11 protein-coding genes and 1 tRNA gene are annotated in these 14,840 nt (G+C 35.2%); all 12 read left to right on the top strand.

Annotated features, from left to right (window positions below; genetic code table 11):
- Positions 1–40: 40 nt before the first annotated feature.
- The 12 genes from VS182_RS00650 to VS182_RS00595 all read left to right on the top strand — a co-directional run bounded on the left by VS182_RS00650 (position 41) and on the right by VS182_RS00595 (position 14,772).
- Complete coding sequence (locus tag VS182_RS00650) at positions 41–871, top strand: LysM peptidoglycan-binding domain-containing protein (RefSeq protein WP_479484632.1); 831 nt, start codon at positions 41–43, stop codon at positions 869–871.
- Between the two features lie 146 nt (positions 872–1,017).
- The gene (locus VS182_RS00645; RefSeq protein ID WP_479484631.1) at positions 1,018–2,109 is read left to right on the top strand and encodes a phosphotransferase; all 1,092 of its coding nucleotides are present in this window, start codon (positions 1,018–1,020) and stop codon (positions 2,107–2,109) included.
- A gap of 661 nt (positions 2,110–2,770) precedes the next feature.
- Positions 2,771–5,479 (top strand): valine--tRNA ligase, encoded by a 2,709-nt coding sequence (locus VS182_RS00640; RefSeq protein WP_479484630.1) that lies wholly within the window; start codon positions 2,771–2,773, stop codon positions 5,477–5,479.
- Positions 5,463–6,701 (top strand): bifunctional folylpolyglutamate synthase/dihydrofolate synthase, encoded by a 1,239-nt coding sequence (locus VS182_RS00635; RefSeq protein WP_479484629.1) that lies wholly within the window; start codon positions 5,463–5,465, stop codon positions 6,699–6,701. Before VS182_RS00640 ends, VS182_RS00635 begins: the two co-directional genes overlap by 17 nt.
- Positions 6,702–6,787: 86 nt before the next feature.
- Positions 6,788–8,176, top strand: a complete 1,389-nt coding sequence (gene murC, locus VS182_RS00630) for a UDP-N-acetylmuramate--L-alanine ligase (RefSeq protein WP_479484628.1) — start codon at positions 6,788–6,790, stop codon at positions 8,174–8,176.
- A gap of 37 nt (positions 8,177–8,213) precedes the next feature.
- Positions 8,214–8,948, top strand: coding sequence for an SCO family protein (locus VS182_RS00625; RefSeq protein WP_479492607.1), 735 nt, complete (start codon positions 8,214–8,216; stop codon positions 8,946–8,948).
- A 92-nt stretch (positions 8,949–9,040) separates the two neighbouring features.
- A complete protein-coding gene (murI, locus tag VS182_RS00620) occupies positions 9,041–9,853 on the top strand; it encodes a glutamate racemase (protein ID WP_479492606.1) in 813 nt (270 codons plus the stop codon).
- 280 nt (positions 9,854–10,133) lie between these two features.
- Positions 10,134–11,258: a GerMN domain-containing protein gene (locus VS182_RS00615; protein WP_479484625.1), complete on the top strand. Its 1,125-nt coding sequence runs from the start codon at positions 10,134–10,136 to the stop codon at positions 11,256–11,258.
- Positions 11,259–11,285: 27 nt separating this feature from the next.
- Positions 11,286–12,041: a ribonuclease PH gene (gene rph, locus VS182_RS00610; RefSeq protein WP_479484624.1), complete on the top strand. Its 756-nt coding sequence runs from the start codon at positions 11,286–11,288 to the stop codon at positions 12,039–12,041.
- Between the two features lie 130 nt (positions 12,042–12,171).
- Positions 12,172–12,834 carry an RdgB/HAM1 family non-canonical purine NTP pyrophosphatase gene (rdgB, locus tag VS182_RS00605; RefSeq protein WP_479484623.1) on the top strand — a complete coding sequence of 221 codons (663 nt, stop codon included), beginning with the start codon at positions 12,172–12,174 and terminating at the stop codon, positions 12,832–12,834.
- A 191-nt stretch (positions 12,835–13,025) separates the two neighbouring features.
- Positions 13,026–13,099, top strand: a tRNA-Arg gene (locus VS182_RS00600).
- Between the two features lie 302 nt (positions 13,100–13,401).
- Positions 13,402–14,772 (top strand): trigger factor, encoded by a 1,371-nt coding sequence (locus VS182_RS00595; RefSeq protein WP_479484622.1) that lies wholly within the window; start codon positions 13,402–13,404, stop codon positions 14,770–14,772.
- Positions 14,773–14,840: the final 68 nt, after the last annotated feature.

The following is a 14,840-nucleotide window of genomic DNA, read 5'->3' as shown; positions in this document are numbered from 1 at the left end:
ACATTATTTAACAATATTATTGGGAGGTTATAAACTGGCTATGCCAAATTCATTTAATCAATTTAGATGTGATATTTCCGAAAAAGTTAAACTTTCAGCAAATCGACCAGGGATTAAAGATTTATTAGAACTAGACCTATATCCAGATGTTTCAATCGAATATGAAGGAGAAAATTTAAAAATCCATGGTTGTTTGCGGTTGCGTGGTACATACGAATCTCAATCACATGAAATTGCTCAGCAAACAACTTCAAAGCAAGAGTTAACATATGAAGTTCCTGTGGAAATTACTTTGCCTGCGCGTTGTGCCGATATTCAGAAAATTTGTACTGAGATTGAACACTTTGATTACAAATTGTTATCATCAACTGAATTACAGATAGAAGCAATATTGCTTTTAGATGGTTTATTAGCTCAACAAAAGGCTGTTGTTGATAAACAGCCTTTATATACATTTGAAGATGGAATGTCAGAAGCGAGTCATGGCGATGATATTTTAAATGAAAATCATATTGACATGACAAAATTACATCGATCTGAAACAACTGATCTTAAGTTAGATAAAGAGCTTATTGATGAACTACACACAGATTTGAATGAAATTGAAGATTTAGGTACTAAAGCGACCATAGAGGATAATAAGAATGTAGAACAGATAAGAGAAGGCGAGTTAGAAAAAGATTGGTTTTGCTTTTTTTTGGAGCATGCACCAGAGACATTTACGCCTATGAAGATGGTGATTGTTCAGCGCACGGATACGTTGGATAAATTAACGGAAAAATATGACGTTGATATTACTAAGTTAATAAAAAAAAATCAATTAACTTCAAATGATATCATTGAAGGTCAAATTCTCTATTTTCCTAATTAATTTTTTATATTTATTTTATAGATATTTTTATTTAAATTGTAAATAAATTATTTCAATTCATATTTTCAAAGATATTTTGAAAAATTTTTTTCTAAAAATATCTTTGACATGTTTTAAATAACCCAAGACACAAAGGGGGTTAAATTATGCAACCAGCACTTTATGGGAATATAGATGAAGTTTATCATGTGATTTCTAAATATAAATGCACACCTAGATATATACAATTAATAGGTTCTATATATAAAGTTTTTACAGATCAAGGTGTATATGCTCTTAAATGCACACATATACCTTTGGCTCGTTTAGAGCGTGTTCACCAATTGCTTAAAGATATTCGTGAAGAAGGTTATCCTCACTTATTACCAACAGTTGTTAATGCTGAAGGGAAGATGATTACCGAGCATAAGATTGGTAATTGGTATATGATGCCATGGCAATCATCTCTTTCCCCTGATGGGGATAAATCTGCTAAAGGTGTTGATATAGCTCGTGCGTTAGCTAGATTTCATCGTTTAGCCAGTAAGTTGGTAAGTAGTAATGACGAATTTCTATGTAATTCAGAAACACTGCTTTTTCAAAGCTGGAAAGAACAACAACCTAATTGGAAAAAAGAACAACAATATTGGTTAAAAAACAAATACTGTGATCAAACATCTGATTTATGGAATGATTATAGCGAAAAGATGGATCAAGCTTTCTCTTTTTCACTAAGGGGTATGGAGAAGTTTATTTCAATTGAAAAAGGCAAGGCACCACGTTACACATTATGTCATTGTCGCATCCATTCTAGTAATATCGTAAAGGGAGAGGCTGCTTTCTACTTACTCGATTTTGATGATAGTGGAATTTGTAGTCCTATCCGTGACTTAGCGGTTCTTATGAGACGTTATACACCAGATAAAGAAGGTGGAGCAGATCCTAAACATATTCTTGAAGCTTATGAAGAAGAATGGCGTCTTCGACCTAAAGAAAAGAAAATCTTAGCTATTCATTTAGCTTATCCAGAACGTATTATGAAACGATTAAGGAAATGTGCACCTGCTGTATATACGGATAACGAAAATGTACCAGTAACATATCGAACCCTTGCTAATATAAAACCTTTAACATCTCAAGAAATGATCCCTTTATGGAAAGCTGAATTGTGTCATTTAGAACAGCTCCAAGGCATTGTTCGCTCATTATGGTCCGTGCGTTCACGATCAACAATTTCTCCTGGGATGCGGCGCTCTTAATTTAAGCAATAGCTTTTAGGCCAAACTATGAACTTTGACTATATTTAATTCTTCCATAAGATCTTTTTTGCAACAAGTCTAATTTAAGCAATTTAAGCAATTTAAGCAATTTAAGCATTTTTTTCTTACCGTGGAAATTAAAAGAAAATATGTTAGAACAATATATTAGAACAATATGTTAAAATATATTTTTTGGATTTTGTACTACATGAATCCACTATGTCTTGTTATATATAATGTTAAAATTTAATTTTCAAATCCAAAACCTCTAATTACTGTTTGCATCACATAGTTGAAATATCGTACAATCAGAGCAAGCTATAGATCGTTAAATGATCATATTTTCAATTATGTAATATGAAAATTAGATTTAATTTATTAATTATTTTTTTTTGGAATATATCCCTTTTTAGGGAGTGAGTCCTGTGCAGAGCTATATGATGAAGAGGCCTCTCGCTCTAGGCGGGAAGTCTTTTTTGTGTTTTATTATTTTTAGGACTATATTAATGAAAGTATTTTATATGAAGTTAGTAAATGTAGCAAAAACTAATAAATTAACAACCAATTAAAAATAAATCCATAAAAAATAAACAACTAAAGCTATTAAGGGATTTATTATGCTAGTCAATAAGTAAAATACATAGAAAAGGGGGTTATATGATTGCATATATCACTTTTGGTTGACAAATATGATCCTCGACGTATAGAACCTTTTGTATACGAGCAGTGGTTAAAGCATAATTGTTTTCTGGCAGGTTTGGATAAACAAAAAAAAACATATGTGATTGTTATTCCCCCGCCAAATATTACAGGTAATTTACATTTGGGTCATGCTTTAAATAATATATTGCAAGATATTTTAGTCCGATTTAAGCGTATGTCTGGTTATGATGTTTTATGGCTGCCTGGTATGGATCATGCTGGTATTGCTACTCAATTGCGTGTAGAGGCTGAAGTAGCTAAAGAGGGTTTAAGTAAAGAGGTTATGGGGCAGGAAGTGTTTTGTGAGCGTATTTGGCAATGGAAGGATCAGCAGAGTGTAAATGTTCGTCAGCAGTGGCATAAGTTGGGTTTGTCATTGGATTATAGTAGGGAGCAATTTACTTTATCTTCTACAATGTCCAAAATTGTGCGAGATGTTTTTATCAGTCTATATAAAGAGAACCTTATTTATCGAGGTCGTTATATGGTTAACTGGGATCCTGTGACAAAAACAGCTTTGTCTGATATTGAGGTTGAGCATAAAGACACAGATGGTCAGCTTTATTTTTTAAGGTATGACTTGATTGATGAACATAATATACCTTACTTAGAAATTGCTACGACGCGTCCAGAGACGATTTTTGGTGATGTTGCGGTAGCGGTGCATCCTGATGATGAACGGTATAAGGATTTAATTGGTAAGCATGTCCTTTCGCCATTGTTTAAACGTAAGTTGCCAATTATCGCTGATGAAATGGTTGATCCCCAGATGGGTAGTGGGGTTTTAAAAATAACGCCAGCGCATGATTTTAATGATTTTGAAATTGGACAAAAACATAAATTAGCGATGATCACAGTTATGGATGAAGCTGGTAATATGACTGCTGAAGCTGGTTCTTATCAGGGTCTTACAAGAGAAAAATGTCGATCTAAATTAGTGATAAATTTACAAGAATCGGGTATTTTAACGCGTACTTTGCCTCATAAACATACAGTAGGATATAGTCAGCGTACAAATACGGTAGTAGAGCCTCGTTTGTCAACGCAATGGTTTTTAAAGATGCGTCAGATGGCTGATCATGCACTTAAGTTACAGCAAGAAGATGCCGGTGTATGTTTTATACCAAGACGATATGATAAAACATATAGATATTGGTTGACTAATATTCGTGATTGGTGTTTATCCAGACAATTATGGTGGGGACATCCAATACCAGCTTTTTATTGCGTAGAATGCGAAGAATTACACGTTGAAGCTCAAAAGCCAAGCCGTTGTCGTGCTTGTTCTTCAACAAACTTTATTCAAGATAAAGACGTTTTGGATACATGGTTTAGTTCTTCACTATGGCCTTTTGCGACGATGGGTTGGCCTGATGAGCAAGGGGATTATGATCGTTACTATCCTACTGATGCTATGGTTACTGGCTATGATATCCTCTACTTTTGGATCGCGCGGATGATTTTTATGTCTTTGCGTTTCACCAAAAAATTACCTTTTAAGGATGTCTTAATTACAGGGTTAATACGTGATGCACAAGGCAAGAAGATGTCTAAATCATTAGGTAATGGGATTGATCCAACAGATATTGTCAAAAACAATGGTTCTGATGCTTTAAGGTTATCTCTTATTTCTAACTGTACTTTAGGTCAAGATTTGCGCTTCCGACCTGAAAGATTAACGCATGCGGGATATTTGCTTAATAAATTGTGGAATGCCTCAAGGTTTGTTTTGCAACAAAATATTGGCTTTAAATATAAGGACCTGACATGCTTACATGATGAACTTGAGAAACATAAACATTTATATACATTAGCTGATGAAGCGCTGTTATATCATCTGCAAATGACAATCCAAAAAGTTGCCACACAGATCAATGCTTATGAATTCAACGAAGCTTTGAAAAGTATTGAACAATTTTTCTGGCATTTTTTCTGTGATATTTACATAGAGTTGGCCAAAAAATCTCTGCAAGATGAACAGACTAAACAAGTTGCTCAATTAAGCTTATTAAATGCGTTGGTTCAAATTTTGCGGTTATTCCATCCTTTTGCTCCGCACGTGACGGAAGAAATATGGCAACAACTTGTACAAAATTTAACGATTAATGGTGAAAATGACCAGATGTTAACGCTTTTACCTTGGCCTGTTTTGACAAACGGAGTATCATTTGTATCACAAGCTAAGTATATGGATACGATGATTGATGCGGTAAGATCTATACGTAATTTGCGTGCTGAGATAGGTTTACCTATACAACAAATTTTAAATATCCACATTAATTTACATGATCTTAATCCTTTAGCGGAAATATTTCTGAAACAAAGCATTATTATCGCTTCTTTGGCCAATGTTGAGGTACTTGCTTGTGGGGTTAAATTGGCTCGACCGGCACATGCTTTGACGATTGTTTTGGCAGCAGGTATAGAAATATTTATTTTGTTCAAAAGTGATGATTTAGCTAATATTAAACATAATTTACAGAAACAGCTAAATAAAATGATATACGAGGTTGAGCGTATTCAAAAAAAGCTTAAAAATCAGTCCTTTGTGTCAAATGCTCCTAAAGAGATTGTAGAGGCGGAGCAAAAAAAAGGTTTATCTTATGAAGTTCAATTAGCTCAAGCACAAAAACGCTGGCGCGAACTTATTAATGATTCAGATGCATAAAGTAGGTATTTTAGATCATCCTTTATTAGAACCCGATGATATAGCTGAGATTTTAAGTCATACACGGGATTGTACGCTTGGATTGTGTAATTTAAAAGAAATTGTTTGCAAACTTAATCCCGGTTTTTCCCAAAGCTTTCACCTCCATATAGGTGGGACAAATGGCAAATTTTCAACAGCCGCTTTTATTTCATCAACTCTGATGGAAGCAGGTTATAATGTCGGGCGGTTTATTTCACCGGCTGTGGTTTTGTGGAATGAACGTGTGTCGCAGCAAGAAATACCGATTAGCAAAAGTGATTGTTTAACTTTTTTGCAAAAGATATATCCTTTCATAGATCAATTAACGCGTTTTGAAGCTTGGACATTGATAGCCATGTTATATTTTGCGCAGGAACCTGTTCCTGATATGATTATTTGGGAAATAGGACTTGGTGGGCGTTTAGATGCTACAAATGCCATGTCTAAACATATGACAGTTATAACAAACATCTCTTATGATCATATGGATAAGCTGGGCTATACATTGTCAGAAATCGCATCCGAAAAAGCTGGTATTATGCAAAAAGATGTTCCGATGATTGTAGGGGATGTCCCTTCATCGATTAAAAACATCTTTTTAGCTCAAGCCCATAAAGCTCAAGCACCTCTTTTTTTCACCAAACCTCTAAAAGGTTATTATCATACTTATCATGAAGCTAACCAGCTATTATCTTTAACGGTATTGGACCATATTCAAAAATATGGCTTCTCTCTTAATATTAAACATATAAAAAGAGGTTTTTTTCACGCGCGTTTGCCAGGACGTTTTGAACAACTAACAACGTCGCCGACAATCATTTTAGATGGCGCACACAATGAGAAAGGCATCGAAAGCCTTTTGCAAACTTTACGAAATTATGATTTGTTACCGGCGACATTTCTTATTTCGGCAGCTATAGATAAACAATTAAACATTTTTTCCCCTGTATTTAAACATGCAAAACGTATGATTGTGGCTGATATTTGTGCTTTTAAACAAAAATTTTATGAATCGTATCATATGTCTGCTATTTTAAAACAAATGTCTCCAAAGAATTTGCACATAGATATTTGGTGCAATCCTGCCGCTGAAGTTTTAAACTGGTATCGTTTTTCTAAATCATCAGATATTTTAGTTGTGACTGGTTCTTTTTATCTCATATCGTTAATACGTGGTGTATTATTAAGTGTCACAAAGTAATATGACATGACGAATTTAAAATCTAGCTAATAAAAGTATACTTTTTGCAATAGGCACACAAAAAGCTTTAGGGAGGTGTATAGTCATTGAAGAAGAAAAGAATTCATTTTATTGGTATCGGTGGATATGGTATGAGTGCTATTGCTCGCGTTTTAGTCGAGCAAGGTTTAGATATTACAGGGTCTGATATAGAATGCAATGCAGCTGTCAAAATGCTTATGGAAAAGGGTGTTAAGGTAGCTATTGGTCATGATGCCCACAATATTGCTGGTGCGGACTTGGTCGTTTACTCTTCCAGCATTTTGCCAGGTAATGTGGAGATACAAGCGGCTAAAAAGCATAGTATGATTGTTTGGCATAGATCAGATATGCTTTCCTATCTCTTGAAACAAAACTACAGCGTTGTGGTTGCAGGAGCACATGGTAAAACAACAACTTCATCTATGATTGCTCATACCATGGTTGAATGTGGACTAGATCCTACCTATGTTATAGGTGGTGAAGTTGTTAGCTTAAGAAATAATGCGCAAGCAGGTAAAGGTCCTCATATTGTAGCTGAGGCAGATGAAAGTGATGGATCATTTCTTTCGTATGTACCTCAAATGGCTGTAATTACGAATATCGAGGCTGATCATTTAGAAAATTATGGTGGTGATTTTCAACAATTAAAAGATGCTTATTGTCGTTTTTTGAAACAAGTTCCTGTTGATGGTATAGTGATTTTATGTTCTGATGATCCTCATTTAATGTCTATTATTGATCACGCAAGATGCAATGTTATTACATATTCTATTGAAAATAAAACGGCTGATTATCGTGTAGTTTCTGCTAAACATAGCCAACAAGGTATTTGTTTTTCGGTAAGTCACAATGACCAAATCTTAGGCGCCATTGAATTGTCAAAGCCTGGGATATATAATGCAGCCAATGCTCTTGCTTCGACTATTGTTTGTTTGAAATTAGGAATTTCTTTTTATGATATCTCTTTAGCGCTTAATAGCTTTGCCGGGGCAAAACGTCGTTTCCAAGTACTTGGTGAAGAAAGAGGAATTGTCATTGTAGATGATTATGCGCATCATCCGACAGAAATTGAAGTTACATTGGAAGCTGCTAGATTATGGAAAAACGAGATCCGTAAGATGGAAAGATTGCTGATTTTATTTCAGCCGCAGCGTTATTCTCGTACTTCTTTGTTTATGGATCGTTTTGCTGCTTGTTTTAAGGACGCGTCCAAAGTATTTATTGCGCCTATTTATGCTCCTCCAGGTGAAGAACCGTTAGAGGGGATTACATCTATGAAATTAGTAGATAAAATTTTACATCTTGGTAATGATAAGGTTCAATTAGTAGAAAATCATGATGATGCTTTCAACAAACTTCTTCAGATTGTAAGAGAGGGCGATATTGTTTTGACAATGGGAGCGGGAGACATTTGGCGTGTTGCACACCGTTTATTAGGAGAATTGAAAAAGTAAAAGGTTTAATCCAAAACTTGCCAGGAAGGGTGTAAGTATGGCACAAAAGTTGAAAATACCAGCTATTTTTTTATTGCTAACTATCATTACTACCTTCTTTTTATACTATGCATACAATAGATATAATTATGATATCGCGCCAGCTTCTCGTGATGAAACCAGCAATAAACGACCAAAAACAGAAGTTGATTGGGAGGTTTTGCCTCTTAAAGGTGTTGTAACTTATCAAGGACAGGAAAAAAACTTTGATATTGAAGATTTGAAAAATAAAACATGGATCGCAGGTCTGTTTTTTGGTAATTGTTATACTGCTTGTCCTTCTGTTTTGCGTTTCATGAAGGAATTACAGCAAAAATTACCCGCTGAAATTCCTGTGTATGCGTTTAGCGTTGATCCGGCTCAAGATAAGATTGCTGATTTAGTATATTATCAACAAACAAAACCAATGGCGCGCAATTTAAATTTGGTTACCGGTTACGATAAAGATCCTGACAAATCTTTTGACATTATAAGTAAATTTTCTGAGGGTACATTTAAAGCGCCTCTTATAAAAAATGAAACGCCAGATAACAAAAAAGATATTATACATAGTGTGAAAATTTATTTAGTGGATAAATGTAACAAGGTGAAATATTTTGTAGACATATACGAAGATTTGATGCGTCAAGATGAGAAAGACCTACCGAAACCGGGTATGGATCAGGTTGCTTTTGATAATTTCCTTAAACTTGTGACTAAGGTTTCTCAAACGAGCTGTAAAAAACAAGCTTAAAAAATGTATTTTTTATATACATTGAAATATTTATTTTTATTTAGCATAAATTGTGCATATATTTATTTTTATTAGGTGATAAATTGAAACATATGAACATAATGAATAATTTTTCTTATCAAGACGCACCTATTGGTATTTTTGATTCAGGAGCAGGTGGTTTAACAGTTGTTAAAGAACTTTTTCAACACTTGCCCTGTGAAGCTATTTGCTATTTTGGTGATACTGCTAATTGTCCATATGGCTCCAAATCAGCTGCTAAGGTGCGGTATATGACCTTAGAAGCAGTTCGTTTTTTAATGGGTTCACCCTTAAAAGCGCTTTTGATTGCTTGTAATACAGCCACAGCTTTAGTTCCTTTACAGACAATTATTAATCAAGTTACGATCCCTGTGATTGGCGTTATCAAACCAGGAGCACGTACAGCTATAAAAACGACAAAGATAGGTTCTGTAGGTATTATAGGTACACAAGGGACAATCAACAGCCGTGCTTATGAACGCGAACTTTTAGAACTAGTGCCCAATTTATCGATACATACGTCTGCTTGTCCGTCTTTTGTCAATATTGTAGAATCAGGGCTTGCTGACACAAAGGAAGCTTATGAAATGGTCGCTTTACAACTAAAACCACTTTTACAAAGGAATATCGATACCTTAGTTTTAGGATGTACCCATTATCCATTATTAGGATGTGCTATTAAAAAAACAGTTGGTACATCGATAAGTGTTATCAGCTCAGCTTTAGAAACTGTTTCCGAACTTAAAGTTTTGCTAGCAAAAAATCATCAACTCTCTTTTGCCGCTAAACCCAAACATATCTTTTATACCACAGGCGATCCAGCTAAATTTAAAAAATTGGCCTACACCTGGCTAAGTAGAGATATTGATGTGATCGCTGTTTAGGATTTTCTTTTAAAAAAAAGATCATCATAGATACAAAAAAAGACATGCGCATGCATATAAAAGAGAATGCAAGAAAGAAAAATAAGGGATAAACAGCAAATATGAAGCACCAAATAACAAGTATTCCTTTTTTATCAATTGCGTATATATAGCCAATTCATTATTGCGTGTCTTTGGGACATCCCACATGCCTTATTTGGGATATTATCGTCTTTACTTCATACAATGGAGATAGGGCTATATAATATCGTTTGTTACTAACCAAGGGGGAATTTATAGGATGTCCCGTCGTTTGCCATTGTTTATTTTGGGAGCTATTGTGTTGCCGGGTTTTGGTTTGCTCGGTTGCGAAGATAATTTAATTCGCTTGCAGGATAGTAGTCCTTCCATTGATCCTCCGCCTAAGTCTTTAGAAGAAGCTTGGTTGAATGGTCAAACAAAGTCTGTACGAGCTTCGAAAGTTAATGATAATTCTGGATATACTTCGCATAATAATGAAGAACATAAAAAAATATCTATGGTAGAACTTTACCTCTTATCCGGTGAAGGTTACTTAGTGCCATACAGTGTGCCTTTTCCTTTCACCTCACAGGCTACGAAAATTCGTGATTCGCTTCAATTGCTCATACCTCCATCTATTCATGATGCTCAGGTAAGTAATCAACAATCTGTCAAACGTTTAACACTTCCTCCGGGATTTAATTTTCCTTTACCTGCCGATGTTCGTGTGCTAGGTGTTGAACAGAATAAAGGTGTTTTGAATGTTGATCTGTCTAAAGAATTTTTGCAATATCAGGACAATCAAGAAAAAAATATTATTAGTGCGCTCGTGTGGACGTTAACGGGTTTTTCTGCTGTAAATATGGTAAATTTATTTGTTGAAGGTGAACCGTTACAAGAGATGCCTAAACAAAAAACACCTGCTCAGAATTTGACAAGGGCAAATGTGGGCATCAATATTGAAGATATTCAAAATGTACGTCCTGGTGATAGCATGCCTGTGGTTCTTTATTTTTTATGCCAGGATAGGGACAAACGTGTATATTATGTTCCCGTAACGCGCATGATTCAACGTACAAAGGATATCCCTAAGGCTGCTTTACAAGCATTAATTGAAGGGCCTCGTCCTGGGACGAAGTTGGTTAATGCTGTTGATGCTGATATGCGTGTTCATAGTGTTTCGGTTAAAGATGATGTTATAACGGTGGATTTAGATGAACGCCTTTTACAGTATCATCCACAAGGTATTGCTTCACAGGAAGCTATGCAAACGATTGTTCTTTCTTTAACGGATAATATAAAAGCCCAAAAAGTGCGTATTATCGTTAATGGCAAGGAAAAAAATGATGATAAACAGACACAGGATGTAATGCGTCCGCAGTGGATTAATCCTAGTGTTTCATAAAAAGGGTAATAGAGGAAGGGGTAACATGTGCGCGTAGATGGTCGTGATTTTGAAGAGCTTAGATCACTTAGTATGGAACGCGGATATATGAGTACAGCAGAAGGTTCTGTTTATATAAAGCTGGGAAATACGCATGTTATTACATCGGTAACGATTGAAGATCGTGTACCTATGTTTCTGCGTAATGCTGGTCGAGGTTGGGTTACGGCGGAATATGCAATGTTACCACGCGCTACAAGGACGAGGACTATTAGAGAAGCTGTTAAAGGACGTCAAAGTGGACGCACAATGGAAATACAGCGTTTAATTGGCAGAGCGCTAAGGTCAGTCGTTGATCATAAAGCGTTGGGTGAAAGAACATTGTGGGTTGATTGTGATGTGATTCAAGCTGATGGAGGTACGCGTACAGCAGCTATCACAGGCGCTTTTGTTGCCATGGTGGATGCTTTAGCTTCTTTGGTTAATAAAGGAGTATTGCGTAAATTGCCGGTACGTGATTTTCTTGCTGCTGTTAGCGTTGGTATTTTCAATAAACAAGCGCTATTAGATTTATGTTATGAAGAAGATACAGCTGCTTTAGTCGATATGAATGTTATTATGACTGGTAAAGGTGAATTTGTTGAAATACAAGGTACAGGTGAAGAAGCTCCTTTTACACATGATCAATTACAACAATTATTAGCCATAGGCAAAAAAGGCGTTGATCAACTTGTGATCAAACAAAAAGAAATCTTGGGTGATTGCGCTAAAGGTATCGGAGATTCTAGTAACTTGAATGATTAGTTTTTTTGATAGTAATATTTTGATTTGTATATTTTAATAGTAATATTTAGATTTTTATCTTTATGTTTTTATATCTTTGATGTTTTTTCTTTATATCTTTATCTTTATTTATATTTTTTACTTACTATCTTTGGAAAAACAAGGAGGTGATGGTCAAATCGAAGCATGTGCAGGAAATCCTAAAAATTTACAAAGCAAAGAAAAAATGACCGAACTATTGCTGGCGACACACAATAAAGGGAAGTGTAGGCAATTAAAGACTTTGCTACAAAATCATCATATCGATGTACTTAGCCTAGATGATATGCATAAACAAATAGACCCCATTGAAGAAAATGGGGATACATTTGCCGCGAATGCTATGCTCAAAGCGCGCGCTGTATGTCAGATCTTTAATAAACCTGTTTTAGCTGATGATTCCGGCTTAGTTGTGCCTATACTAGGTGGACATCCTGGGATTTTTTCGGCAAGGTATGCAGGAGATAAAGCTACTGATGAACAAAATATCCAAAAAATTCTGTATGAATTAAAAGATATTGATGATATATCATTGCGTGTAGCGGTATTTGTATGTGCGATTGCTTTTTGTGCGCCAAATGGGGCTAGTTTCATCGTCCATGGTATGTGTGAAGGACAAATTACCTTCAAACCACATGGTGGAGATGGTTTTGGCTATGACCCCATTTTCTATTATGCACCCTTAAAAACGACCTTTGCTGCTCTTGAAGCAGATGAAAGATTAAAAATAAATCATCGCGGACGAGCTTTCGCTGCTTTTTTGCAGAAAATATGATTGATTTAGTACACAGTATTTTATAAAATCCCTTTTACGTTTTATGCTGGTCTTATGCTTCGTTGTTGTATATAAAAAATGTGGATTATACTTAAGGTTAGTATATTATTTCTGGATATTTAATTATAAACGTTGCAAACATCGGGATAGATAAGCTATAATTCACTTGTAGTTTGTTTTATCTTGTACTTGTCTCAGTAGCTCAGCTGGATAGAGCAGCGGCCTTCTAAGCCGTCGGTCGGGAGTTCGAATCTCTCCTGGGACGTTTTTTTTATGATTTTCTATGTTTATTTGATTTGATTTTGTTTACCATTGAATCCTTCTGCCATAGATCGTATAATCATGGTGATTGATTTTTTTGTTTTAATCTGTTTTTATTTTTGAAGGTGAAATTTTTGCCAGCAGCTTGCCATATGATTTATAGAGGTATATCTTGTTAAGCCTTTTTTAGATGGTCGGGGCGTAATGGACTTACCTTGTTATTTTGGGTAAGTTCTTTGTTTTTTATATTTTGGGCGAGATTTTTGCTTTATCACTATTTTAGTGACTGGAGGGGAATTATTTACAATGAAAGCTAATTGGCAACAGACGAGTGATCTTAAGGGGATTTTAACGGTTGAACATGATGTTGAAGCTGTTGATAAGGCTGTGAAAGAAGCTTTGGCTGTTTTAAGTCATAAATATCCTGTACGAGGGTTTAGGCCTGGGCGTGTTTCTTATTCTGTGTTTGTTTCTCGTTATGGTAAGGAAGTTTTATATAATGAAGCACAAAATATTCTTATCAATGATAGTATAGGTCATGCTTTATCCGATGTGGATGTTGTACCTGATGAGACACAGAAACCAAAACTTTTAGAAGATGAGATGACAGATCTTGTAGAGAAGCAACCTTTTATTTACAAGATCGAGTTTACTATTGGCCCGGAAATGCTTTGGGGTCGTTTTCGTATTGACCTTGATAAGTATAAAGGATTAAAAGTTGATAAGTTGGTGATTGAGCCAAAAGAAGTTACAGAAGAAGACGTTGATGCAGTTTTTTCAGACATTAGGTTAGCTAACGCTTTGTGGAAACCATTGGAAGGCGACCAAGTTGTAGAAAAAGGCTATTCTGTACATATATCTTTCCTAGCTATGGATGATTATAAGACCGAGAACGAAGCTAAGGATAAAGAGTCTAAATTTTGGCTAGATGTTTCTAACAAGAAGAAGCAAGTTGGTCAAGAGTTGAATTTTGTTCTTGGTCGAAATGAAATCGATCCCAAGCTTGAAGAACATATTTTAGGCATGAAGGTCGACGATGTAAAATCAGCGATTATTAATTTCCCCCCAAATCATATGGCGCGTGTTTTAGCCGATCGTTGGGTATGCATGGCCATTAAGCTGATAGGCGCTAAAAAACCTGAGTTACCACCTTTAGATGATGCTTTAGCTGATCAGATCGCGGATATGGATAGTGTTGATCAGTGGCGCGAAAAGGTACGATCTGATTTAATAACCGTAAGCAAGAAAGAATGTTTAGGACTTTGTAAAGGGACTATTTTAGCTCAAGCATATCAACTGGAAGATTTGCCGCCGCTATCAGAGAGTATGCTTCGTATTGAGATTGATTATCTTATTAGTCAGATGCAGATGAATTTAATGCGTCAAAATAAAGAGATGACATTAGATCGTTATTTAGAAATTACACAAACAACTATAGAACAATTACGAAGTGGTTTCGTATTTGAAGCTACTGAGCGTTTAAAGATTAAATTATTTTTAGAAGTCCTATTCAAAACATTAAAAGAAGCTAATTTGTTGAAAGACGTAGATAGTGATGCTGATAGGGAAGATAAACAGCGTGATATTGCTACGGAATGGTTGCTTAAAGAAAGTGTACATTATAACGATTTAGCGAGTTTAGTCAATGAGATTGGTAAGGATATATCTACGGATTAATTTGTTTTTTTTGTTGATTGTTCATGTAAATACGTTCTGGTTTTGGCATATATAAATAAAACTTGTTT

The organism is Pasteuria ramosa (assembly GCF_056496785.1).
The sequence above is the reverse complement of the archived record's forward strand: the minus strand, read 5'-3'. Positions and strand labels throughout refer to the sequence as shown.

What these genes read in the sequence shown, in the direction of transcription:
- VS182_RS00650 (WP_479484632.1), top strand. Translation starts at nt 41, where the DNA reads ATGCCAAATTCATTTAATCAATTTAGATGTGATATTTCCGAAAAAGTT.
- VS182_RS00645 (WP_479484631.1), top strand. Translation starts at nt 1,018, where the DNA reads ATGCAACCAGCACTTTATGGGAATATAGATGAAGTTTATCATGTGATT.
- VS182_RS00635 (WP_479484629.1), top strand. Translation starts at nt 5,463, where the DNA reads ATGATTCAGATGCATAAAGTAGGTATTTTAGATCATCCTTTATTAGAA.
- VS182_RS00625 (WP_479492607.1), top strand. Translation starts at nt 8,214, where the DNA reads ATGGCACAAAAGTTGAAAATACCAGCTATTTTTTTATTGCTAACTATC.
- murI (WP_479492606.1), top strand. Translation starts at nt 9,041, where the DNA reads ATGAACATAATGAATAATTTTTCTTATCAAGACGCACCTATTGGTATT.
- VS182_RS00615 (WP_479484625.1), top strand. Translation starts at nt 10,134, where the DNA reads ATGTCCCGTCGTTTGCCATTGTTTATTTTGGGAGCTATTGTGTTGCCG.
- VS182_RS00595 (WP_479484622.1), top strand. Translation starts at nt 13,402, where the DNA reads ATGAAAGCTAATTGGCAACAGACGAGTGATCTTAAGGGGATTTTAACG.